At 61.6% G+C, this 20,471-nt stretch carries 26 protein-coding genes; 10 read left to right on the top strand and 16 right to left on the bottom strand.

The features are described 5' to 3' along the window. Nucleotide 1 precedes the first annotated feature (1 nt). Together ampC and AC1DUP_RS16905 are read right to left on the bottom strand one after the other, a co-directional pair. Entirely contained in the window at nucleotides 2–1,159 is a 1,158-nt protein-coding gene (gene ampC, locus AC1DUP_RS16910; RefSeq protein ID WP_477833277.1) for a class C beta-lactamase, read from the bottom strand. 96 nt (nucleotides 1,160–1,255) lie between these two features. Next, a complete protein-coding gene (locus tag AC1DUP_RS16905; protein ID WP_477833276.1) occupies nucleotides 1,256–1,825 on the bottom strand; it encodes a TetR/AcrR family transcriptional regulator in 570 nt (189 codons plus the stop codon). A gap of 103 nt (nucleotides 1,826–1,928) precedes the next feature. Here AC1DUP_RS16905 and AC1DUP_RS16900 point away from each other — a divergent pair, with 103 nt between their 5' ends. Beyond that, nucleotides 1,929–2,843: an SDR family oxidoreductase gene (locus AC1DUP_RS16900; protein ID WP_113509776.1), complete on the top strand. Its 915-nt coding sequence runs from the start codon at nucleotides 1,929–1,931 to the stop codon at nucleotides 2,841–2,843. 70 nt (nucleotides 2,844–2,913) lie between these two features. Next, the gene (locus AC1DUP_RS16895) at nucleotides 2,914–3,723 is read left to right on the top strand and encodes an endonuclease/exonuclease/phosphatase family protein (RefSeq protein WP_477833275.1); all 810 of its coding nucleotides are present in this window, start codon (nucleotides 2,914–2,916) and stop codon (nucleotides 3,721–3,723) included. On the opposite strand, the gene otnC is transcribed toward AC1DUP_RS16895, so the two are convergent. The 3 genes from otnC to denD are packed head-to-tail and all read right to left on the bottom strand — an operon-like array spanning nucleotide 3,720 to nucleotide 6,598. Further along, complete coding sequence (otnC, locus tag AC1DUP_RS16890; RefSeq protein WP_113310046.1) at nucleotides 3,720–4,355, bottom strand: 3-oxo-tetronate 4-phosphate decarboxylase; 636 nt, start codon at nucleotides 4,353–4,355, stop codon at nucleotides 3,720–3,722. The genes AC1DUP_RS16895 and otnC overlap by 4 nt on opposite strands. After that, nucleotides 4,348–5,610, bottom strand: a complete 1,263-nt coding sequence (otnK, locus tag AC1DUP_RS16885) for a 3-oxo-tetronate kinase (RefSeq protein WP_113301619.1) — start codon at nucleotides 5,608–5,610, stop codon at nucleotides 4,348–4,350. The genes otnC and otnK overlap by 8 nt, the downstream gene beginning before the upstream one ends. A 1-nt stretch (nucleotide 5,611) precedes the next feature. Further along, nucleotides 5,612–6,598 (bottom strand): D-erythronate dehydrogenase, encoded by a 987-nt coding sequence (gene denD, locus AC1DUP_RS16880; protein ID WP_113310047.1) that lies wholly within the window; start codon nucleotides 6,596–6,598, stop codon nucleotides 5,612–5,614. Nucleotides 6,599–6,888: 290 nt separating this feature from the next. Between denD and AC1DUP_RS16875 the strand changes: the two genes are divergently transcribed. Beyond that, nucleotides 6,889–7,854 carry an acetylxylan esterase gene (locus AC1DUP_RS16875; RefSeq protein ID WP_477833274.1) on the top strand — a complete coding sequence of 322 codons (966 nt, stop codon included), beginning with the start codon at nucleotides 6,889–6,891 and terminating at the stop codon, nucleotides 7,852–7,854. Then, entirely contained in the window at nucleotides 7,851–8,579 is a 729-nt protein-coding gene (locus AC1DUP_RS16870) for an esterase family protein (protein ID WP_477833273.1), read from the top strand. Before AC1DUP_RS16875 ends, AC1DUP_RS16870 begins: the two co-directional genes overlap by 4 nt. A 46-nt stretch (nucleotides 8,580–8,625) precedes the next feature. Here AC1DUP_RS16870 and AC1DUP_RS16865 read toward each other — a convergent pair whose 3' ends face one another. Further along, nucleotides 8,626–9,531 (bottom strand): S1C family serine protease, encoded by a 906-nt coding sequence (locus tag AC1DUP_RS16865; protein WP_477833272.1) that lies wholly within the window; start codon nucleotides 9,529–9,531, stop codon nucleotides 8,626–8,628. 130 nt (nucleotides 9,532–9,661) lie between these two features. Further along, nucleotides 9,662–10,585 (bottom strand): AraC family transcriptional regulator, encoded by a 924-nt coding sequence (locus AC1DUP_RS16860; RefSeq protein WP_477833591.1) that lies wholly within the window; start codon nucleotides 10,583–10,585, stop codon nucleotides 9,662–9,664. Between the two features lie 115 nt (nucleotides 10,586–10,700). On the opposite strand from AC1DUP_RS16860, the gene AC1DUP_RS16855 reads away from it, so the two are divergent. Further along, nucleotides 10,701–11,657, top strand: coding sequence for an SDR family NAD(P)-dependent oxidoreductase (locus AC1DUP_RS16855; protein ID WP_477833271.1), 957 nt, complete (start codon nucleotides 10,701–10,703; stop codon nucleotides 11,655–11,657). On the opposite strand, the gene AC1DUP_RS16850 is transcribed toward AC1DUP_RS16855, so the two are convergent. Then, nucleotides 11,654–13,276: an ABC-F family ATP-binding cassette domain-containing protein gene (locus AC1DUP_RS16850; RefSeq protein ID WP_113310052.1), complete on the bottom strand. Its 1,623-nt coding sequence runs from the start codon at nucleotides 13,274–13,276 to the stop codon at nucleotides 11,654–11,656. The two genes, AC1DUP_RS16855 and AC1DUP_RS16850, sit on opposite strands and share 4 nt — an antisense overlap. Before the next feature lie 165 nt (nucleotides 13,277–13,441). Between AC1DUP_RS16850 and AC1DUP_RS16845 the strand changes: the two genes are divergently transcribed. The 4 genes from AC1DUP_RS16845 (at nucleotide 13,442) to AC1DUP_RS16830 (ending at nucleotide 15,100) form a co-directional block, all read left to right on the top strand. Continuing rightward, complete coding sequence (locus AC1DUP_RS16845) at nucleotides 13,442–13,882, top strand: DUF1801 domain-containing protein (RefSeq protein WP_477833270.1); 441 nt, start codon at nucleotides 13,442–13,444, stop codon at nucleotides 13,880–13,882. Nucleotides 13,883–13,893: 11 nt separating this feature from the next. Further along, nucleotides 13,894–14,328 (top strand): DUF1801 domain-containing protein, encoded by a 435-nt coding sequence (locus AC1DUP_RS16840; protein ID WP_477833269.1) that lies wholly within the window; start codon nucleotides 13,894–13,896, stop codon nucleotides 14,326–14,328. A gap of 217 nt (nucleotides 14,329–14,545) precedes the next feature. Then, complete coding sequence (locus AC1DUP_RS16835; protein WP_477833268.1) at nucleotides 14,546–14,722, top strand: hypothetical protein; 177 nt, start codon at nucleotides 14,546–14,548, stop codon at nucleotides 14,720–14,722. A gap of 6 nt (nucleotides 14,723–14,728) precedes the next feature. Next, nucleotides 14,729–15,100: a VOC family protein gene (locus AC1DUP_RS16830; protein WP_477833267.1), complete on the top strand. Its 372-nt coding sequence runs from the start codon at nucleotides 14,729–14,731 to the stop codon at nucleotides 15,098–15,100. A 9-nt stretch (nucleotides 15,101–15,109) separates the two neighbouring features. Here the strand turns inward: AC1DUP_RS16830 and AC1DUP_RS16825 are convergent, their stop codons facing one another. From AC1DUP_RS16825 to AC1DUP_RS16815, 3 genes are read right to left on the bottom strand one after another with little or no spacing between them, the layout of a single operon-like run. Then, on the bottom strand, nucleotides 15,110–15,277 hold the full coding sequence (locus AC1DUP_RS16825; protein WP_477833266.1) for a hypothetical protein: 168 nt from the start codon (nucleotides 15,275–15,277) through the stop codon (nucleotides 15,110–15,112). 53 nt (nucleotides 15,278–15,330) lie between these two features. After that, nucleotides 15,331–16,170 carry an alpha/beta fold hydrolase gene (locus tag AC1DUP_RS16820; RefSeq protein WP_477833265.1) on the bottom strand — a complete coding sequence of 280 codons (840 nt, stop codon included), beginning with the start codon at nucleotides 16,168–16,170 and terminating at the stop codon, nucleotides 15,331–15,333. A 57-nt stretch (nucleotides 16,171–16,227) separates the two neighbouring features. Continuing rightward, a complete protein-coding gene (locus tag AC1DUP_RS16815) occupies nucleotides 16,228–16,398 on the bottom strand; it encodes a hypothetical protein (protein ID WP_477833264.1) in 171 nt (56 codons plus the stop codon). 158 nt (nucleotides 16,399–16,556) lie between these two features. On the opposite strand from AC1DUP_RS16815, the gene AC1DUP_RS16810 reads away from it, so the two are divergent. Further along, a complete protein-coding gene (locus tag AC1DUP_RS16810) occupies nucleotides 16,557–17,177 on the top strand; it encodes a CGNR zinc finger domain-containing protein (RefSeq protein WP_477833263.1) in 621 nt (206 codons plus the stop codon). Here AC1DUP_RS16810 and AC1DUP_RS16805 read toward each other — a convergent pair. The 5 genes from AC1DUP_RS16805 to AC1DUP_RS16785 all read right to left on the bottom strand — a co-directional run bounded on the left by AC1DUP_RS16805 (nucleotide 17,164) and on the right by AC1DUP_RS16785 (nucleotide 20,393). Beyond that, on the bottom strand, nucleotides 17,164–17,625 hold the full coding sequence (locus AC1DUP_RS16805; protein ID WP_477833262.1) for an SRPBCC domain-containing protein: 462 nt from the start codon (nucleotides 17,623–17,625) through the stop codon (nucleotides 17,164–17,166). The genes AC1DUP_RS16810 and AC1DUP_RS16805 overlap by 14 nt on opposite strands. Then, nucleotides 17,625–17,969, bottom strand: coding sequence for an ArsR/SmtB family transcription factor (locus AC1DUP_RS16800; protein ID WP_477833261.1), 345 nt, complete (start codon nucleotides 17,967–17,969; stop codon nucleotides 17,625–17,627). The genes AC1DUP_RS16805 and AC1DUP_RS16800 overlap by 1 nt, the downstream gene beginning before the upstream one ends. A gap of 8 nt (nucleotides 17,970–17,977) precedes the next feature. Beyond that, entirely contained in the window at nucleotides 17,978–18,667 is a 690-nt protein-coding gene (locus AC1DUP_RS16795; RefSeq protein WP_115035464.1) for a glutathione S-transferase family protein, read from the bottom strand. 91 nt (nucleotides 18,668–18,758) lie between these two features. Then, nucleotides 18,759–19,484, bottom strand: coding sequence for a class I SAM-dependent methyltransferase (locus tag AC1DUP_RS16790; RefSeq protein ID WP_477833260.1), 726 nt, complete (start codon nucleotides 19,482–19,484; stop codon nucleotides 18,759–18,761). Between the two features lie 45 nt (nucleotides 19,485–19,529). After that, the gene (locus tag AC1DUP_RS16785; RefSeq protein WP_113301636.1) at nucleotides 19,530–20,393 is read right to left on the bottom strand and encodes a DMT family transporter; all 864 of its coding nucleotides are present in this window, start codon (nucleotides 20,391–20,393) and stop codon (nucleotides 19,530–19,532) included. Nucleotides 20,394–20,471: the final 78 nt, after the last annotated feature.

Raw genomic sequence — 20,471 nt, 5'->3', positions numbered from 1 at the left:
GTTATTTCGCTGTGTATGCCTCCAGCGCCTGGATGAGCTTCAGCCCTGCTTCGGCGCGTGCAGTATTCGGATAGTTCCTGTTTGCCAGCACCGTCAGGCCGATATGCGCCTTCGGCACCAGCACGACATAGGCGCCGAAGCCGTTCGTCGATCCGGTCTTGTTCATCAGTACCGCCCTCTGCGGCGCAAGCGGCTTCGCCCGCTTTTTGACCGGCTGGCTTTCCAGGCTCATCTTGGCGGAGTTGCCGTCGAGAAGCTGCTTGAGCGCGACGGGCCAGGCATATTGCTCCCAGATCATGTCCTGAGTGTAGGAAGCCGTATCGAAATAACCCGTATGCGTCTTCTCGATCGCTGCCGCCAATTCGGGCGCCAGGGCATCCGGCTTCAAGTTGAGTTCCAGCAGATGCACCGTGTCGCGGGCCGTGGTCTTGATGCCGTAGGCCTCGTCGTCGAGGACGCCGGGTCCGACGCGAACCGGCTTGTTGGCCTTGGCATAGCCGAAAGCGTAGCGGTCCATGGCACCAGGCGGAACCGCGATGAAGGTGCTTTTCAGGCCGAGGGCGGGGAACAGCTGCCCTTCAGCCGCCTGCTTGTAGGTACCGCCGAGGCGCTCTCCGGCGATACGCCCGAGAAGGCCGATGCTGACATTGGAGTAGGAGCGCATGGTGCCTGCCTCGTAGGCCGGCTTCCAGCTCTTCAGGTAGGCCATCAACTCGGCATCATCAGTCACGCTATCAGGCACCTGCAGCGGCAGGCCACCTGACGTATGCGTGGCGAGATTGACGAGCGTGATCTTGTCGAAGGCGCTTCCCTTCAGTTCCGGCAGGTAGGTCGAGACCGGCTGGTCAAGGGAAAGCTGACCACGTTGCTCGGCAAGTGCGGCAAGCGTGACATTAAAAATTTTGCTGACCGAGCCGAGCTCGAAGATCGTGTCGCTGGTGACGGGCGCTTTCGTCTCGCGCGAGGCTTCGCCGTAAGTGTAATAGAATTCGGAGCCGTTGATCGTGACACCGACTGCCAGTCCCGGAATGTCATATTCCGTGATCACGGGCTGAAAAATGCGACCTGCTATCTCCCGGAACGCCTTATCCGTCATGCCCGCTGCATGAAGCGGGCTCGCCGACAAGGCGAGAGCGATAAGGCAGTGTCTGATCTTCATGGGCGTTTCCCTTTGTGCGTCCGGCAATATTTCCGGTGCACGGTCGATAGCCTGCCTATTTGCCCCTTCACAAACGATAAGAACTCGCAGGAGACCCTAGTTTTTCTGGGGCTCGAGCGCGGCAAGAAAGAGCCGCAGCTCCCGCTCCACATAGTCGGCGACGGCGCCTTCAGCGGAAAAGCCCCACCAGAGGAGCGATCCCTGCCATTGCGATAGCATCAGCCGGGCAATGGTTTCAGCGTTCTTCCATTCACTGAAACGCTCGGCAAGCGCTGCCGTCAGCGTCGCACCCCAGGCCGCACCACGGGCACGCAGCACCGGATCGCGGAAATCCTCCTGCAGAAGCATCAGCCCTTCCGCGTAAGAGGCGGGATTGTCTCCATAATCCTGCGAAAGGCCGGTCAGTAGTGCGATGCCACCCTCCGGCGTCTTCGCCACATGGTCTGCAAGCCGTGCCGTTTCCGCATCCAGCCGGTCCCAGGCATGAAGCAGGGCGGCACGCAGCATTCCGGCCTTGGTGGCGAAACGCTGCACCAGCGTCGAGCCAGAGAGACCGCTTGCTTTAGAGACCGCGGCAAAGGTCGCCGCCTCCGGCCCCTCGGACTGGATCACCTCCAGCACCATCGAAAGCAGTTGTTCATCAGAAAGCGTGCGCGGACGCGGCATGAAATTTTCCTCTTGCATTCGCCATATTTATGAACGAACGTTCGTTTATATACAAGTAAGCCGGTTTAACCGATCAGATGTTTCTAGCGGGGAGGACAGTGAAGTGACAGCGGATGTGAAGGGAAAGGTGGCACTCGTTGCGGGCGGAACGCGCGGCGCCGGCCGCGGCATCGCAGTAGAACTGGGCGCTGCAGGCGCGACGGTCTATGTGACCGGCCGCACGACTCGCGCGCAGCAATCCGAATATGGTCGGCCCGAAACCATCGAGGAAACTGCCGAGCTTGTGAGTGCGGCCGGCGGGCGCGGCATTGCCGTGCAGGTGGACCACCTGGTCCCCGAACAGGTCGAAGCGCTGGTTGCCCGCATCCGTGCGGAGGAGGGCAGGCTGGACATCCTCGTCAACGATATCTGGGGCGGCGAGCATCTGACGGAATGGGACAAGCCCGTCTGGGAACATTCGCTCGACAAGGGCCTGCGCATGCTGCGGCTTGCGATCGACACGCATTTCATCACCGCCCATTACGCTTTGGCGCTGATGATCGAAAAGCCGGGCGGCCTGCTGGTGGAAATGACCGACGGCACGGCAGACTACAACGCCACCCATTACCGGCTCTGCCCCTATTACGACCTCGTCAAGACGGGCACCAACCGCATGGCCTGGGCGCACGCCAAGGATCTCGCACCCCATGGCGCCACATCAGTCTCGCTTTCGCCCGGCTGGATGCGCTCGGAAATGATGCTGGAAATCTATGGAGTTAAGGAAGAAAACTGGCGTGACGGTACAAAAGTCCAGCCGCATTTCGTCATCTCGGAAACGCCGCGCTTCACCGGACGGGCGGTTGCCGCACTCGCCGCCGATCCCGACCGCAGCAGATGGAACGGCCAGTCGCTTTCAAGCTTCCAGCTGGCCGAAGCTTACGGTTTCAACGATCTCGATGGCACGCGGCCGGATTGCTGGCGTTACCTCGCCGAGGTGCAGGAACCCGGCAAGCCGGCGGATGACACCGGCTATCGGTGATCTGGCGCGCTGCCGTTGAGGATTGATCCCTGGGCGAATCTGCTAGTCTCCTGGCGAACAGGGAGCTCGCATGGCTTTGCGTATCATTTCATTGAATGCCTGGGGCGGCAGCATCCACGCGCCGCTGATCGACTATCTCGCCCACGCGGACGCCGACATCTTCTGCCTGCAGGAGGTGGTGCGTTCAGCGCCCGGTACGCCGGAATGGCTGGAATATCGCGACGGCGGCGTCGTGCTGCCGCAGCGCGCCCATCTCTATGACGAGATTGCCGCCGTTCTGCCCGATCATGACGGCTTCTTCTGCCCGTTTGCGCGCGGTGATCTCTTTCACGGCGAGGCGGTTTTCCCGACAGAATTCGGTATTGCCACTTTCGTGCGCAAATCGCATGCGGTGATCGGCCAGGCGGTGGACTTCATCCATGGCGGTTTCTCGTCCGATGGCTGGGGCGAGCATCCGCGCTCCCGCAATGCCCATTGCATCCGCCTGTTCGATTATGCCGGCGGCTTTTCCGTCACCATCGCCCAGCTCCACGGCCTGCGCGATCCCGCAGGCAAGGGCGATATTCCGGCCCGCCATGCGCAGGCGGATGCGCTTCTCGAACTGATCGAACGCGTCTGGCCGGGCAATGAACGACTTGTCGTCTGCGGCGATTTCAACGTGCTGCCTGATAGCACCACCTTCGAGAAGCTCGGCCGCCTCGGCCTCAACGATCTCGTCACCGGCAGGGGTTTTAACGATACCCGCACCTCGCTCTATCCGAAGGAAGGGCGCTTTGCCGATTACTTGCTGGTGACGCCGGAGGTCGTGGTGGAACGCTTCGAGGTGGTGGAAGCGCCCGAAGTTTCCGATCACCGGGCTCTTCTGATCGATCTGGCCTAACGTAGCTTGAAGTATTTCTCCAGGTCGGCGATCTGCTCGGCATTGAGCTGTCGCACCTTCATGCCGCGCGTAATGATCGAAAGCTTGGCTGCCTCTTCCAGCTCTTCGATCGCGAAGACGGCGGAATCGAGAGTGGCGGCCGAAACGATCGGTCCATGGTTTTCCAGCAGCACCGCGCTGTGTTCGCCGGCGATTTCAGCAATCAGCGGCTTCACATCAGTCGAGCCCGGCCGCGTATAGGGCACGACCGGCACCTTGCCGACGCGCATTACCACATAGGGCGTCAGCGGCGGAATGGCATCGTTGGGATCGGTATCGGCAAGGCAGGAAAGGGCGGTCGCATAGGTGGAATGCAGGTGCACCACGGCGCCCGTCTGCGGCCGTTTCTCATAGAAGGAAAAATGCAGCGGCAGTTCCTTGGTCGGCGCATCGCCCGAGAGGTGCTTGCCGTCGCTGTCGAGCTTCGAAAGCCGCTCGGCATCGAGAAAGCCGAGGCAGGAATTGGTCGGCGTCGCAAGATAGCCGTCGGCGGTGCGAACGGAAATATTGCCGGATGAACCGGCCGTCAGGCCCCGCTCGAAGAGCGATTTTCCCCAGCGGACGATGGCTTCCCGCAGCGCCGTTTCATGCATGGCCGGCAATCCTGTCCAGCGCCTTGGCGAAGAAATCGGGCGAGCCGAAATTGCCGCTCTTTAGCGCCAGCCCGATCGGCCGCATCGGCCGGCCACGCTCGGATACCAGAACCGGTACGCCGGGATCGATCTCCCCACCGATGATCATATGCTTGAGGCCGAGCGCTTCCACGACGGCACCGGAGGTTTCCCCGCCGCCGACGACGATCTGGCGCGTACCGGAATCGGCGAGCCGCTTGGCGAGGCCGCCGAAGAAATCCTCAAGGATCTTCGCCGATTCCTCGCGGCCGAAGCGCTGCTGTACGAAGCTCACGACATCGGGCGAGGTGGTGGAATAGACGATCGGATTGTCAGCTGCGTTGGAGGCCACCCAGCGGGCGGCCTGCTCTACCGACATGGTGCCGCGCACGATGGCTGCGGGATCGATGGAAAGGCCCGGATGGTTCTGCAGGTGGCAGGCAACTTGGTTCTGCGAGGCGAGCGAGCAGGAGCCGCACAGGATGACGCCCGGTCCGCTGACCACAGGCACCTCGGCGGGAACGCCTGATAGTTTGCCGCGCTTGGCGAAATTGCGCACCAGCCCCTGGGCCAGCCCCGACCCGCCGGTGACCAACTCATGGTCGATCACGGCCTCGCCGATCGTCAGCAGGTCGGCATCCTCGATAGCATCGACGACGACGAGGCGGTTGCCATCGGTCAGTTCGTCGCGCAGGCGGCTGCGGATTGCGACCGAGCCTTCGCGCACCGTATCGAGCGTGATGCTGCCGACGCCACCGCGCGTCTGCAGCCGCAGCCAGCGGCGGATGTCAGGATCGGTCATCGGCGTCAGCGGATGGTTCTCCATGCCGGATTCGCTGAGCAGCTTGTCCTTGACGAAGAGGTGGCCCATGAAAACCCGCCGGCCGGTCGCCGGAAAGGCCGGGCAGACGACCGTGACATTGGCGCCCGTCAGCCGCTGCAACGCTTCCGCCACCGGGCCGATATTCCCCTCCGGCGTGGAATCGAAGGTCGAGCAATATTTGAAGAAGATCTGCTCGCAGCCCTGATCCAGCAGCCAGCGCGCCGCGTCCATCGATTGCCATACTGCGTCGTCGACCGATGCCGAGCGCGTCTTCAGCGCCACGACCCCGGCTTCGCAATTCACCTTGCCGCGGCCGGGCCCGACGAACTGCATCGTTGACATGCCGCCTCGGGCAAGGGTGTTGGCAAGATCGCTGGCGCCGGTGAAATCGTCGGCAATGGCTCCAAGCAGCATGTCAGGCGGGCTCCGGCGGTCTGTTGTTCAATTCGTCCTCGATATGGACGCGGATGATGTCGTCAAAGGATGTCTCGGCTGTGAAGCCGAGCGAAAGGGCGCGGCTGGCATCGAAACTCTGCGGCCAGCCGGCAACGATTCTGGCGATATCAGCATCCGGTTCGCGGCGGATCAGCTTGACCGCGTTTTCGCCAGCGACGCGCCGGAGCGCTTCGATCTCCTCGCCGACGGTGGCGGCCAATCCCGGCATGGTCAGCGTGCGGATCTGGCCGAGTGGGGCGGTGTCGAGTTCGGCAGCCGTGAGAAGGAAGCGGATTGCCGCGCGTGGGCTCGCAAACCAGTGGCGCACGCTTTCATCGACCGGCAGCACGGCCTCCTGGCCGATCAGCGGCTCGCGCAGGATGCTGGAGAAGAAGCCGGAGGCAGCCCGGTTCGGCTTGCCGGGGCGGACGGTGATGGTCGGCAGGCGAATGCCGACGCCGTCGAGGAAGCCGCGCCGCGAATAATCGGCAAGCAGCAGTTCGCCGATCGCCTTCTGCGTGCCGTAGCTGGTGAGCGGCGTCAGATGATGCGTGTCACCGATGACCTGCGGCAGCGGCTCGCCGAAGACGGCGATGGAAGAGGTGAAGACGAGCTTCGGGCAATAGGGCTGTTCGGCAAGCCGGATTGCTTCGAGCAGGTAGCGCGTGCCGTCGAGATTGACGCGGTAGCCCTTCTCGAAATCCGCTTCCGCCTCGCCGGAGACGATGGCCGCAAGATGGAAGATCAGGTCCGGCCGGTGCGCGACAAGCTGTTCGGCCGTTCCCGGCAGCGACAGGTCCGCTGCAAGGGTCTCAACCGTGCCGGCGAATTCAGGTTTTTCGGGTACAAAGACATCCGCCAGCACCAGCGAGCCGATGGATTTACCGTTTAAAGTCCCGCGCTCGCACAAAGCACGGACGAGCTTGCGGCCGATCATCCCGGCCGCGCCGATAACAAGGATTTTCATTTGAAGCGGTCCCTCCGACCGAAGACGTGAACGCCAACCGAAAACGCGCCGCCGCCTGAGTCGGCATGGACGGCACGTTTACAGTTAAGACCAGCCGGGCAGGGCTGTCACGCAATTTCAGGCGGAGGAGCCTGTTTGATTGTGGGGTGGAAAGCTCAATCGACCGGCAGCTGGCGCCCGGGCCTTTCGCTCCTATTCGGTTCCCGCAGGGTCCCCAAGGCGGCGTCGGGCATGGATGCTTTTCCACGATGGCGCTTGCTCCACGGCCGGTTTCACGGCAACAAACGGACATGAGCATCCCGACAGAATACCCCTTCGACTTCGACCCCACCTACGGCATGACGCTCGCCGACCTGCGGGCGATCCGCCCGCCGGAGGCGCCGCCGGGCTTCGATGCCTTCTGGCAGAAGCGCTACGCCAGGGCGCTGGCGGTGAAGCCGCAGCCGGTATTGAGCGGAAGCAAGGATACGCATCCGGATTGGCAGGTGCGGGATATCGTCTACACCTCCACCGATAACTTCAGCATTGGCGGCTGGCTGCTCACGCCGCGCAAGGGCGCGGTCAAGCGCGGCCTCGTCGTCGGCCATGGTTATGGTGGCCGCGACCAGCCGGAATTCGATCTTCCGGTCGAAGAGACCGCGATCCTCTTTCCCTGTTTCCGTGGGATGTCGCGCAGCGCCCATCCACCGATCTCGCCGGAAGCGCCCTGGCACGTGCTGCACGATATTGACGATCCCGATCATTACGTGATCGGCGGCTGCGTCGAGGATCTCTGGGTTGCCGTGTCCGCATTGTTGTCGCTTTATCCGGCTCTGTCAGGCCATATCGGCTATAGCGGCATCAGTTTCGGCGGCGGCATCGGCGCGCTCGGCATTCCCTTTGATATCAGGATCATACGCGGTCATCTGACTGTGCCGACCTTCGGAAACCGCAAGCTCTGGCTGACATTGCCGACAGTTGGTAGCGCCCATTCGGTGCAGGACTATGCGAAGACCCATCCCGAGATCCTTGAAAAGCTGCGCCTTTTCGACGCCGCAACGGCCGCGACCCGCATTACCGTACCCATGCTTGCGGCTGTCGCGCTCTTCGATCCGGCTGTCGCGCCGCCCTGTCAGTTCACGGTGGCGAACGCTCTGCCGAAATCAAAATTTAATGAAATCTTCATCCTGGACACCGGGCATTTCGACTATCTTGATAGTGCAGCGCAGCAAACTGCGCTGCGCGAGCGAGTCGGGCGGTTTTTCAGGGGTCTATGAACCGAGAATATCTGCGCTGGTACAGCGATCGGCTCCATCGTGACATGGAGCTCCTGGTGTTCGGCCATGCCGGCGCCAAAGTACTGATGTTCCCAACGCGGGAAGGGCGCTTTTGGGAATATGAAAATCTCGGTATCGTCGCCAGCCTCAGGAGCAAACTCGAGGCCGGCCACTTGCAGCTTTTCTGCATCGAGGGCCTGGCAAATGAGACCTTCTACAACTTCGGCCGTCATCCGGCCGATCGTATCCGCCGCCATATCGCTTTCGAAGAATATGTGCTGAACGAAGTTTTGCCGCTCATGGAGAGCCGCAATAGCCACGAATGCACCATCGTCCACGGCTGCAGCCTCGGCGCCTTCCAGGCCGCCAGCCTCGTCTTCCGCCACCCGCATCTCTTCCGCAAGCTGGTCGCCTTTTCCGGCCGCTACGACCTGACGATGCGGGTCGAATCCTTCTCCGATCTCTTCGACGGCTATTACGACGACACGGTCTATTTCCACATGCCGACGCATTTCCTGCCGGGCCTTTCCAGCGACTGGCGGCTGGAGAAACTGCGGCAGGTCGATATCGTGCTGACCATCGGCAACGAGGATCCCTTCCTCGACAACAACCGCCACCTCAGCCGCTTGCTCGCCGAAAAAGGCGTCGGTCACCACCTGCATTTCTGGGATGGCAGGGCGCACCGCGCGGGTGCCTGGCGCCGGATGGCGCCACTCTATATCTAAGCCGCCGGATGGCGCCGCTCTATATCTAGCTTCTGGCAGTTGCGCCTTACTGCATCAGCGGCTTCTTGAGGAAGCTGTTGCGGTCAGCCGATTTGATGCGCAGCCAGGCTTCGCGGCCGTTCCTCAGCACACGGATGGGGATTTCCGCACCCGCCGGGCCGCTCTTCCAGACCTTGCGGTAGAAATCGGCAAGTCCGTCGACTTCGCCGTCGCGGATTTCCGAGATGACGTCGCCCTGCTGCAGGCCCGCCTGCGCGGCAGGGCTGCCATTGGCAACGCTCATGACGATCACCTCGCCGTTGCTCTCGGCCGAAAAGGCCCCGAGCCAGGGGCGCGGTGGCTTGTCGATCTGGCCACGATGCAGCAAATCGTCGAGGATCGGCGGAAGAAGGTTGATCGGCACGACCATGTTGATGTCGGCGACCTCGTCACCCTGGACCATCTGCAGGCGCAGCGAACCGATGCCGAGCAGCTGGTCCTCGTCACTGACGAGCGCCGCACCGCCCCAGGAGGGGTGAGCCGGCGCGATGAAGATCGCCTCGTCGAGCAGATATTCCCAATAGCCCGCAAATTCCTGCTTGGCGACGATGTTGGCCTGAACGAATTCGCCCAGGCCATCGGCAAAGATCACCGCATCGCCGACCTTCGTCTTGACCTTGTCACCGATTTCGAGCGCCGGCAGGTCCAGAGGCGCCAGCGACTGGATGAGGCCGAAGCCGGTTTCCTGGTCATAGGCCAGCGCATGGCCCGGCACGACCTTGCCGTCGTGGCGGGTCAGCCAGATTTCGTCTGCTTCGGTGATAAGATAGCCGATGGTGAGCACCAGCCCGTTTTCCCTGATGACGACGCCACTTCCTTCCCGGCGGGTGCCCAGCGTATTCGCGGTGAAGGCATCTTCGGGGATGGAGGCGCGAACGGCCACAACTGACCGCAGGATCCTGTCGATATTCATGGTTTCATCCTCGTAAGGCGGGCACAAAGGCTCGGAATGCTGCGAGGGCCGGCAAGGGCCGGACGCATACCATTCCTTGTATAGGTATGAAAGGAAACGCAGTTCTGCAAGACCTGCGGCCTGAGGTCTTTTACCCGTTCTGTCCAGCCGAATCCGCCTCCCGGCCATACTGCCGCGGCGAGCGCTCCATCACCCGCTTGAAGGCGGTGCTGAAGGCGCTTTCGGACTCGTAGCCGAGCGAAAGCGCAATCGTGCTGATCGGCTCGCGGCTATTTGCGAGCCGATCGCCGGCCAGCATCATGCGCCAGCGCGTCAGGTAGTCCATCGGCGCGGCTCCGACCTTCTCCTTGAAGCGCTCGGCGAAGGAGGAGCGCGACATGCCGGTCATGGCAGCAAGCTGCTGCAGCGTCCAGCGCCGCGCCGGCTCGGCATGCATCGCGCCGATCGCCGTACCGATCTGCCTGTCGGCGAGCGCAAAGAGCCAGCCTGTGCCTTCGGTATCGGGTGCTGAGAGATAGAGCCGCAGGATCTGCATCAGCATGATATGCGCCAGATGTTCGGTCATCAGGAAACCACCCGGCCGCCGACCGCGCAGCTCCCGCGCCATCTGGTCGATGGCAAAGCGCAGCACCCAGGCCTGATCCGAATGCTCGCTGACATGGACGACCGGCGGCAATATGCCGACGAGCAGATCCGCGCCGGCGCCGGAAAAGCCGAAGCGGCTGCCGACGAGGAAAAAGGCGCCGCCGCCATTGCAGATCGCCACCCCATCCTTCGCATGCGCATAGATGTCATCGGCCGGGATTGTCGGCAGGCTGCGGTCGCTCATCATCCGGAAGGGCCGGCTCTGTGTCAGCAGGAAACAATCGCCTTCTTCGAGCAGTAGCGGCTCGACACCGTCGACCTCCAGCCAGCAGCCGCCCGAGAGAACGGCATTGAACTTGATGCCCTGCGGCGGCGGAAAATCGATCGCCCAGTCACGCCCGGCATCGAGCCCCAGCGAGACATAGCTGCGCGGCTTCAGCAGCGCCAGCACATCGGAAAGGGGATCCATGGAGAGAGAGGTCATGAGGAAATCCGGACTATCGCAAAGATATCGTGGATTTTAACGCATAGATCGTATGCGCGCCACCGCATTACTCTCCGACCGAAAGCAGAAGGAGATTTTCATGGAACACACTCAACATCCGATCGGCTCCGGTTTCGGCACGCGCTCGACGGCCGATGACGTACTCTCGGGCATTGATCTCTCCGGCAAACTGGCAATCGTCACCGGCGGCCATTCCGGCCTCGGGCTGGAGACGACGAAGGCGCTGTCGCGAGCAGGCGCGCATGTGCTGATCGGCGCGCGTCAGCCGGAAGCGGCGGCCAAGGCGCTCTCGGGCATCGCCAATGTCGAAGTCGACAGGCTCGATCTCTCCGACCTCGAAAGCGTACGCCACTTCGCCGAGCGCTTCGTCGCCTCCGGCCGCAAGGCCGATATCGTCATCAACAGCGCCGGCATCATGGCCTGCCCGGAAACGCTGATAGGGCCGGGCTGGGAGGCACAGTTCGCCACCAACCATCTCGGCCATTTCGCACTCGTCAACCGCCTTTGGCCGGCGATATCAAAGGGAGGCCGAGTGGTCTCTGTCTCTTCGGCCGCCCACGGCATCACGCCGATCCGCTGGGATGATATCCAGTTCACCAATGGTTATGACCGGTGGCAGGCCTATGGCCAGGCAAAGACCGCAAATGCACTTTTCGCTTTGCATCTCGACCTCTTAGGTCGCGAGACTGGCGTACGCGCCTTCTCGCTGCATCCCGGCAAGATCCTGACGCCGCTGCAGCGGCACCTGGAGAAGGAAGACATGGTCGCCGCCGGCTGGATCGATGCCGACGGCAATCCCGCCGACCCTACCTTTAAGACGCCCGAACAAGGTGCCGCGACGCAGGTCTGGGCCGCGAGCTCACCACAGCTTGCGGGTCTTGGCGGCCTCTATTGCGCCAATTGCGATATCGCATCCATCTCGGATGACGGAGCGGAAACCAGCGTGCGCGCCTATGCCGTCGATCCCGACGAGGCGGCCCGTCTCTGGGCGCTCTCGGCGGAACTGACCGGTGTAGACGCCTTCGCTAGATCCTAGGCGTGGATGCCGGGCGCCTCGTAGCCGGTGCGCTCGACATACTCCGTATAGCCACCGCCATACTGCTGGATGCCATCCGGCGTCAGCTCCAGCACGCGATTGGACAGCGCTGCAAGGAAATGGCGATCGTGCGAGACGAAGAGCATCGTGCCCTCGAAATCGGCGAGCGCCTTGATGAGCATTTCCTTTGTGTCGAGGTCGAGGTGGTTGGTCGGCTCGTCGAGCACGAGGAAGTTCGGCGGGTCGAACAGCATGTGGGCCATGACGAGGCGGGCTTTCTCGCCGCCCGAAAGCACGCGGCAGCGCTTGTCCACGTCATCGCCTGAAAAGCCGAAGCAGCCCGCCAGCGCTCTAAGCGGCGCCTGGCCGGCAAGCGGGAAGGAATCCTCCAGCCATTCGAGAACCGTGCGCTCGCCGTCGAGCAGGTCCATGGCATGCTGGGCGAAATAGCCGAGCTTGACGCTGGCCCCCAGTTTCACACTGCCGGCATCGGGATCGGCAGTGCCGGTTACCAGCTTCAGCAGCGTGGATTTGCCCGCACCGTTGATGCCCATGATGCACCAGCGCTCCTTGCGGCGGACCATGAAGTCCAGCCCTTCATAGATGGTGCGGCTGCCGTATTTCTTGTGCACGTTCTTGAGGTTGACCACGTCTTCGCCCGAACGCGGCGCTTGCTGGAACTCGAACGCCACCGTCTGGCGGCGCTTCGGCGGCTCGACACGATCGATCTTTTCCAGCTTCTTCACACGGCTCTGGACCTGCGAGGCATGGCTCGCGCGCGCCTTGAAGCGCTCGATGAACTTGATTTCCTTGGCAAGCATCGCCTGCTGGCGCTCGAACTGCGCCTGCTGCTGTTTCTCGTTCTGCGCTCGCTGCTCCTCATAGAAGCCATAGTCGCCGGAATAGCTGGTGAGTGAGCCGGAATCGATTTCGATGATCTTGGTGACGATGCGGTTCATGAACTCGCGGTCATGCGAGGTCATCAGCAGCGCGCCTTCGTAGGTCTTGAGGAATTCCTCGAGCCAGATCAGGCTTTCGAGATCCAGATGGTTGCTCGGTTCGTCGAGCAGCATCACGTCGGGGCGCATCAGCAGGATACGGCCGAGCGCCACGCGCATCTTCCAGCCGCCCGAGAGCGCACCGACATCGCCGTCCATCATTTCCTGGCTGAAGCTGAGGCCGTCCAGAACCTCGCGGGCCCGGCCTTCCAGCGCATAGCCGTCCAGCTCTTCATAGCGAGCCTGCACTTCGCCATAGCGCTCGATGATCTCATCCATCTCATCCATGCGGTCAGGATCGGACATCGCCGCTTCCAGCTCGCGCAACTCGGCGGCGACGACGCTGACGGGGCCAGCACCTTCCATCACTTCGGCAACCGCGCTACGGCCGGACATTTCGCCGACATCCTGGTTGAAATAGCCGATGGAGACGTGCTTCTCGACCGAGACCTGGCCTTCATCCGGCTGCTCTTCGCCGTTGATCATGCGGAAAAGCGTCGTCTTGCCGGCGCCGTTCGGGCCGACGAGGCCGATCTTCTCGCCCTTGTTGAGGGCTGCGGTGGCTTCGATGAAGAGGATGCGGTGGCTGTTCTGCTTGCTGATATTTTCGATACGGATCATGTCTTACGCGGTGCCTGGGGAGAATTTTGGCGCCCTTATGCCACGGGTTTTCGCCCGTGTCGCAGGTTTTTCGCGTCATGAAGCTGTGATCTTTGCAGCCTGTGTCCATTCCGCACGACTGGAAATCGAGGCGTCCTTCCTTATTATCCCCCAGGGGAGGAGCCCATGACCAAGAAAACATCCGGCAAACCGGCAAAGCCGACGGAACCGAAGCTGCTGTCCGGTGGCAATCCGCAGATCGACAAAGGTGAGGGCGATGGCCCGGTGCAGGCCTATATCAACGCCATGCCCGGCTGGAAAAGCGATGTCGGCCGCCACCTGGACGCATTGATCATGCGCACCGTTGCCGATGCCCACAAGGCCGTCAAATGGAACTCGCCGCTCTACGGCATGAAAGGAAACGGTTGGTTCCTCGCCATCCACTGCTTCAACAAATACATCAAGCTGGCTTTCTTCCGCGGCGCTGCCTTGCAGCCCGTTCCGCCGGGAGAATCCAAGACAGCGCAAACGCGCTACTTCCACATCCATGAAAACGACCCGATCGATGACACGCAGCTCGCTGACTGGATCAGGCAGGCAAGCCTGTTGCCGGGCGAGAAAATGTAAGGAGAGAGACCATGAAGAAAGCGGCGACGACGAAAAAGGAAACGGAACCGAAGGAAGCCTCTCCCTCCGAACGCATCGATGCCAAGATCAGGGAATTGGGCGACTGGCGCGGCGAAACACTTTCCCGCGTCCGAGCGATCATTCGTGAGGCCGACCCGCAAGTGGAGGAGACGTGGAAGTGGAGGGGCGTCCCGGTGTGGGAACACGCCGGCATCATCTGCACCGGCGAAACCTACAAGGCCGTCGTCAAGCTGACCTTTGCCAAGGGCGCTTCCGTGGAGGATCCCTCCAAGCTCTTCAACTCCAGCCTTGAGGGCAATACGCGCCGGGCGATCGATATTCATGAAGGAGAGAAAATCGACGAGGCAGCCCTGACGGCGCTGGTACAGGCCGCGGTGGCGCTGAACACGGCGCGCAAACCGGCATCGAAGAAAGCGAGCGCCTAGAGCAATTCCAGCAAAAGTGCGCAGCGGTTTTGCGTCCGGATTTGCGTGAAAACAAAGAGATGGAGCATTTTCGTGACTCGAAGAAAATGGAAATGCTCTAGTTCGGCGGGCGAAAGGCATCCCGGGGCAACAGCCGGTCATTGCCGATATCGCAGAGCGTCCTATGTGGAGCCTTGCGAATTCATTTCGATTGAAAACCGATAAGACGGAGGCTCTTTTGAAGGGTTACCTTCCCTATCTGGTCGGCGCGCTGGCAGGAATGCTCGGCGCCATTCTCCTGTCCAGCCTGTTGACGCTGACAGGAACGCCACAGCTCATCCTTTTCGCCCTGCTGCCCGTAGTCGGCGGTGCGGTCGTCGAACGTGTCGTCCAGAGCCGCTCCGGCAATTCGTGAGAGCCCATGGGACGGCTGAAGGAAATTGTCGTCGATTGCGATGTGCCCTCCCGCGTCGCCCGCTTCTGGGCCGAAGCGCTCGATGGCTATGCGGTCTTGCCCTACGACGATGAGGAAATCGCCCGCCTTGCAGCGTCAGGCCTGACGCCCGAGACCGACCCGGTGGTGATGGTCGAAGGGCCGGGAACGCGGCTCTGCTTCCATCTTCGCCAGGGAGAGCGTCCGCCCCGTAATCGCGTCCATCTCGATATCGCCAGCCCTGACCGCGAAAAGGAGGTCGCGCGCCTGATATCTCTGGGCGCGACCTTCGTGCGTGAAACGGCCGACTACACCGTGCTGAACGATCCCGAGGGCAACAATTTCTGCGTGACTTCCTGATAGTCTGCGTCAGACAGACTTCATCTCGCCGCCATCCATTCCGGTCATCCAGTGCGCGGCCGGCGAGACAATGAAAGCCATCAGTTTTTCAGCGATCTCTTCCGGCTCGCCGTCGCGGGCAACGCCGGCTTCCTTCGGAAATCTGGCCGTCGCCTCTTCCAGCGTCATGTCGTGCAATGGCGCTCAATGATGGCTGCTTTGTCGGACATGGTGTTTCTCCTGTTCGCGGGTCAGCCGAGGAAATCGCGGATCGCGGCGGCAATCTCGTCCGCATGCGTTTCGAGCGCGAAGTGGCCGGTATCGAAGAATTTGATCACGGCATCAGGAATATCGCGGGCAAAGGCTTCGGCACCCGGCGGCAGGAAGAAGGGATCGTTCTTGCCCCAGACGGCGAGGAAGCGCGGCTTGTGGGTCCGGAAGTAATTCTGGAAGGTCGGGTAGAGCGCCACATTGCTTTTGTAGTCGCCCATGAGATCGAGCTGCACAGTCTCGGCACCGGGACGCGCGAGGTAGAAATTGTCGAGCGAATAACCGTCAGGCGAAATCCTGGCCGCATCGGTAACGCCATGCGTATACTGCCAGATGGTCGTTTCCGGCCCGAGGAACGCCTTCAGTGCCGCGCGGTTTTCTTGCGTTCCATCCTGCCAATAGGCCTGCACCGGGTTCCATGCATCGCTGAGGCCATCGACGTATGCATTGCCATTCTGCGAGATGATGCCCGTGATCCGCTCGGGATGTTTGACCGCCAGGCGGAAGCCCGTCGGCGCGCCATAATCGAAGACATAGACGGCATAGCGATCGAAGCCGACGATCTCGGTAAAGCGGTCGATCGTGTCTGCAATGCTGTCGAAGCTGTTGACGGCGGGATCGTCCGACTGGCCGAAGCCCGGAAGATCCGGCGCGATGATGTGATAGCGATCGGCTAGCAGCGGGATCAGATCGCGGAACATGTGGCCGGAGGTCGGGAAGCCATGCAGCAGCAGGAGCTTCGGAGCGCCCTGGATACCGGCCTCGCGATAGGCGATCTTGATGCCGTCGACGGTGGTGTTGCGGTAGCTGATCTTGGTCATGGGCATGTTTCCTTCAGTTGAGGTGAATGTTGATGCAGTGGGAGATATGTCGGTCATTCAGGCTGCGGCCACCGTTGTCACCGCTTCATGGATGACCTGCAGTGCGGTTACCGCAAAACCCTCGGCGGCAGGCGGTTCGATGACCTTGGCCCAGCCGGAGCCGTCAGCCCAGGCGCCATGGACGAGCACCATATGCATGGTCTGCTGATCAACCGACTGCGACGACATCTGCTTCCCCCTTCTTCGTTCGTAACCTTTTAAGATGGAATAGAATGGTTACTTCCCACGAAGGTAACTTGTCAATCGCCTTTTGACAGGTTACATATGAATCACGTTTTCAAGCGGGCTGCCATGCAGCTCTGGTCCGCAGCGGAATAGGACTTGCAATGGATAACCACTCTCCCGCCCTGTTCCTGGGTGACGCGTTGGCGCTGGATTTCCTGAATTCGGTGGCAACGCCCGTCGATATGCCTGTCGAATGGATCGATGACGGGGAAGGGCTGTTGCGCTGGCTCGATCAGGCAAAGCTGGTTCCGAGGGAAGCGCTTGAAAGCATGCGCATCCAGGCACTTCCGGGCGAACTGGACAAGGTCGCCGATCAGGCGAGGAACCTGCGCGAGTGGTTCCGCGCTTTTGTCCGCGAGCATAAGGGAAAGCAGTTGAAGCCCGATACCCTGGCGGAGCTGGAACCGCTGAACCGCCTGCTTGAACGCGACGAAGGTTTCAGCCGCGTCGTGGCGCGTCAGGCCGACGAAGGCTCGGTTTTCGAATTCCAGCCGATGCGCAAGTGGCGCTCGCCGGAGGCATTGCTGCTACCGGTCGGCGAGGCGCTCGGCCGCTTTGTCTGCACCGAAGATTTTTCGAATGTGAAGGCCTGCGAAGGCCCATCCTGCACCCTGCTGTTTGCCGACCATACCCGTGGTCACCGCAGGCGCTGGTGCAGCATGGCGCTCTGCGGCAACCGCGCCAAGCAGGCCGCGCATCGCCATCGGGTCAGGCAGGCGTAGCCGCCATCTCTTCGATGAGCCGGTCGAAGCCGATGCCGGTGCCACTCTCTCTGATATCGCCATCTTCGACATCGCCGAAAACGGCCTGCTCGGTGAAGGTCATCAGCGTCGTGCCGCCGCGCTCGGTAAACTCGACGGTCACCAACGAGGAGGAGATGCTCCTGCCCGCCGTCAGCATGGTATAGGCATAGACGATGCGCTCGCGGGGGTGGATTTCGAGATAATAGGCGTGCATTGCCTGCTCCGTTCCGTCGGGCATGCGCCATGTCATGCGCTCGCTCCCGCCGATCTCGAAGGCGAAATGATCCTCCATCACCTGCCAGTCGGGATGACAGGCCGTCCAGCGCCGCTTCAGCTGATGATCCGACCAGAAGCGGAAGGCATGCGCCACGCTGCCGGGCAGGTCGCGCTCGATGACGAAGGTGCGGTGATTGACGCTGACACCCATCAGTGATCCTTTTCCTCAGGAGTTTCCGCCATCAGGAGGGCGAGGCGATCGAAGGCTGCATGCATTTCCGCCTGACGTTGATCGATCCACTGGTTGATGGCGCCGAATGCCTGCTGCTGCATGCGATAGGTGCGCACCCGCCCCACCTTTTCCGAAATGACGATGCCGCTTTCTTCCAGAATCCGCAAATGCTTCAGCACGGCCGGCAGGCCGACATTGGCGGGCTCCGCCAGTTCCGTGACGGAGGCCGGCCCCTTCGAAAGCTGCTCCACGAAGCCACGGCGATAGGGATCGGCGAGAGCCTGAAACATCCGGTCGAATTCGGCTGGCGCCAGTTCTGCCATCACATGCCTCAAGATGTCGCGGCCTCAAGATAACGCGCCGGCATCGCCTCCCGATACGGAAACATCGAGAAGTAGGGCTGCGCTTCGGCCAAGACGCGTTTGACGGAAGCACGTTGTAACAGACGCTCCAGATAAGTGGAAAGCGCCTGCTGCTCAGCCGTGAACGGATGCACGATGGAGGCAAAGAACAGCCCCGGCAGAGCCGCGCAATCGGCCATGGTGAAATCATCACCCGTTGCCCAGAGCCTCCCCTGCATATGCGCCTCGATCATCTTATAGGCCTGATCGAGCATTGCCCGTGCTTCGGTAACGCCGTGCGGATCATGGGCGTCTGCAGGCCGGATTCTGTCGATGACGATCTTCTGCATCGGCACGCTGACATAAAGGTCGTAAAACCGGTCCCAGAGCCGCACCTGCAGCAGTTCTTCCGGGTCATCGGGCAGCATCCGCACCGGCCCCGGATAATGGGCCTCCAGGTATTCGATGATGATGCTCGTCTCCGGTATCGTACGCCCGGTCGCCTCATCATGCAGGATCGGGATCTTGCCGACCGGCCATTTGTCGAGCAGGGCCGCAGCCGAGTCCGCATCGGCAAAATTGACGATCCGGTTGTCGAACGCGGTCTCGTTTTCATAAAGCGCGATCAGCACCTTGTGGCAGAAGGAGGCAAGCGGATGCAGGTAAAGGGTCAGCGTCATATGGCACCTATAGTTTCCAATTTTGGAAACTATATCTCGGCCGCAATCGTCACGCAAGATGCTTTCCAATATTGGAAAGTTTTCGATGAGCCTATGCGTATGCCACCCATCCCCTGAAGCTGAAAGCAGCGTAGAACAGACTGACATCTGAAAAGCCTGCCGCGCGCAGCATGGCCTCCTCATCCCCAGGGGCAAGGATATGCAGTCTCTCGCGCATGGCCTTGCGTGCATTGTTCAGCCGGGCAGGGTCCGTTCCATCGGGTGCCCCATAGGCGATATGCCGATCGATCCACATCGATCGCTCCGGCTCCGTTTGCGGGAAGCTCACATGCGCGAGAACAAAGGGCGCGTCCGCTCTCAGGCGAAGGCGAATTTTTCGAAGTATCTCAAGCCGTTGTTCGACGGGAATATGATGGAAGGTCAGCAGGCACGCGGCAGCGTCGAACGGACCCTCGGGCGCGATGTCGATGCTGCCTTCGTGAAAACCTATCCGCCCGCCGTGCTCTCCGGCGACCTGCCTTGCCAGTTGCAGCATGTCGGCGGAGGGATCGACACCGTCAAAAGCCCAGCCCTCATGCGCCTCGGCAAATGCCTTGAGTTCCAGTCCGCCGCCCGCACCAAGCACGAGCACCCGGCCGTTCTCGGGCACACGCTCGGCCATCAGCATGGCCGCCATGCGATGCAGGCTGGAAAAGCCTGGAACCTGTCGTGGCGGGCCTTCAATATAGGATTTGACGGCATCTCCGGTGAAGGGCGATGCGGCCGTGCTGGCCACGGATATGTTCGGGATGCGGGGCAGGCGATCATCTTCTATCATGTAACTTTAATTATTTCATGATAGCCGCAGTGTCAATTTCCGCGCCTATTTCGCGAACTTGCGTGCCCCGGCCACGCAGAGAATGACGGCGACCGTCACCGCGAGCATGCTCCAGCTCACCGTCTCGCGCAGCAGCGTTGCGGCAAGCGCCAGCCCGAAGAAGGGTTGCAAGAGCTGTAACTGACCGACGGCGGCGATGCCGCCCTGTGCAAGGCCGCGATACCAGAAGATGAAACCGATCAGCATGCTGAAGAGCGAAACATAGGCGAGACCCAGCATGGCAGGCGTCTGGATATCCGCGAAGCTCGGTGGCCGATAGACGATGGCGGCGACGATCATGACAGGCAGCGACAGCACCAGCGCCCAGGAGATCACCTGCCAGCCGCCGAGCCGGCGCGAAAGCCTGGCGCCTTCGGCATAACCAAGCCCGCAGACGATGACGGCACCGAGCATCAATGCATCGCCGACGGGCGAGGCGGTCAGCCCCTGCGTCAGCGCAAAGCCCGCCACCAGCGCGCTGCCGAGCAGCGAGAAGATCCAGAAAGCCGGCTTCGGCCGCTCGCCACCCCTGATGACGCCGAAGATCGCCGTCGCCAATGGCAGAAGACCGATGAAGACGATGGAATGCGCCGAGGTCACGTGCTGCAACGCCAGCGCCGTCAGCAGCGGAAAGCCGACGACGACACCGAGTGCGATGACAACAAGTGAGATGAGGTCCTGCCGCGAAGGCCGCTTCTCCCGGAAGATGATCAGCAGGCAGAGCGCCAGGATACCGGCAATCGCCGCTCGCGCGACCGTCAGGAAAACCGGATCAAGCTGCATGACGGCCACACGCGTCGCCGGCAGCGATCCGCTGAAGATCAGCACGCCAATGAAACCATTGATCCATCCGGTCGCTGTGCGATCCATGCGGCACTCCTCTTGTTCGTCCGCTCTTATCGATCTTCCTCACTGGCGCTGCCAGTCACAGTTCGGTACAGTTTGCCG

This window comes from Rhizobium sp. 01L419 (genome assembly GCF_056400025.1).
Note: the sequence above shows the minus strand (reverse complement) of the source record. Positions and strands in the feature narration are given on the sequence as shown.

Excerpts from the sequence above, each read along its gene's own strand:
- ampC (WP_477833277.1), bottom strand. The coding sequence starts at position 1,159 with ATGAAGATCAGACACTGCCTTATCGCTCTCGCCTTGTCGGCGAGCCCG.
- AC1DUP_RS16905 (WP_477833276.1), bottom strand. The coding sequence starts at position 1,825 with ATGCCGCGTCCGCGCACGCTTTCTGATGAACAACTGCTTTCGATGGTG.
- AC1DUP_RS16895 (WP_477833275.1), top strand. The coding sequence starts at position 2,914 with ATGGCTTTGCGTATCATTTCATTGAATGCCTGGGGCGGCAGCATCCAC.
- otnC (WP_113310046.1), bottom strand. The coding sequence starts at position 4,355 with ATGCATGAAACGGCGCTGCGGGAAGCCATCGTCCGCTGGGGAAAATCG.
- otnK (WP_113301619.1), bottom strand. The coding sequence starts at position 5,610 with ATGCTGCTTGGAGCCATTGCCGACGATTTCACCGGCGCCAGCGATCTT.
- denD (WP_113310047.1), bottom strand. The coding sequence starts at position 6,598 with ATGAAAATCCTTGTTATCGGCGCGGCCGGGATGATCGGCCGCAAGCTC.
- AC1DUP_RS16875 (WP_477833274.1), top strand. The coding sequence starts at position 6,889 with ATGAGCATCCCGACAGAATACCCCTTCGACTTCGACCCCACCTACGGC.
- AC1DUP_RS16870 (WP_477833273.1), top strand. The coding sequence starts at position 7,851 with ATGAACCGAGAATATCTGCGCTGGTACAGCGATCGGCTCCATCGTGAC.
- AC1DUP_RS16865 (WP_477833272.1), bottom strand. The coding sequence starts at position 9,531 with ATGAATATCGACAGGATCCTGCGGTCAGTTGTGGCCGTTCGCGCCTCC.
- AC1DUP_RS16860 (WP_477833591.1), bottom strand. The coding sequence starts at position 10,585 with ATGGATCCCCTTTCCGATGTGCTGGCGCTGCTGAAGCCGCGCAGCTAT.
- AC1DUP_RS16855 (WP_477833271.1), top strand. The coding sequence starts at position 10,701 with ATGGAACACACTCAACATCCGATCGGCTCCGGTTTCGGCACGCGCTCG.
- AC1DUP_RS16850 (WP_113310052.1), bottom strand. The coding sequence starts at position 13,276 with ATGATCCGTATCGAAAATATCAGCAAGCAGAACAGCCACCGCATCCTC.
- AC1DUP_RS16845 (WP_477833270.1), top strand. The coding sequence starts at position 13,442 with ATGACCAAGAAAACATCCGGCAAACCGGCAAAGCCGACGGAACCGAAG.
- AC1DUP_RS16840 (WP_477833269.1), top strand. The coding sequence starts at position 13,894 with ATGAAGAAAGCGGCGACGACGAAAAAGGAAACGGAACCGAAGGAAGCC.
- AC1DUP_RS16830 (WP_477833267.1), top strand. The coding sequence starts at position 14,729 with ATGGGACGGCTGAAGGAAATTGTCGTCGATTGCGATGTGCCCTCCCGC.
- AC1DUP_RS16820 (WP_477833265.1), bottom strand. The coding sequence starts at position 16,170 with ATGACCAAGATCAGCTACCGCAACACCACCGTCGACGGCATCAAGATC.
- AC1DUP_RS16815 (WP_477833264.1), bottom strand. The coding sequence starts at position 16,398 with ATGTCGTCGCAGTCGGTTGATCAGCAGACCATGCATATGGTGCTCGTC.
- AC1DUP_RS16810 (WP_477833263.1), top strand. The coding sequence starts at position 16,557 with ATGGATAACCACTCTCCCGCCCTGTTCCTGGGTGACGCGTTGGCGCTG.
- AC1DUP_RS16805 (WP_477833262.1), bottom strand. The coding sequence starts at position 17,625 with ATGGGTGTCAGCGTCAATCACCGCACCTTCGTCATCGAGCGCGACCTG.
- AC1DUP_RS16800 (WP_477833261.1), bottom strand. The coding sequence starts at position 17,969 with ATGGCAGAACTGGCGCCAGCCGAATTCGACCGGATGTTTCAGGCTCTC.
- AC1DUP_RS16795 (WP_115035464.1), bottom strand. The coding sequence starts at position 18,667 with ATGACGCTGACCCTTTACCTGCATCCGCTTGCCTCCTTCTGCCACAAG.
- AC1DUP_RS16790 (WP_477833260.1), bottom strand. The coding sequence starts at position 19,484 with ATGATAGAAGATGATCGCCTGCCCCGCATCCCGAACATATCCGTGGCC.
- AC1DUP_RS16785 (WP_113301636.1), bottom strand. The coding sequence starts at position 20,393 with ATGGATCGCACAGCGACCGGATGGATCAATGGTTTCATTGGCGTGCTG.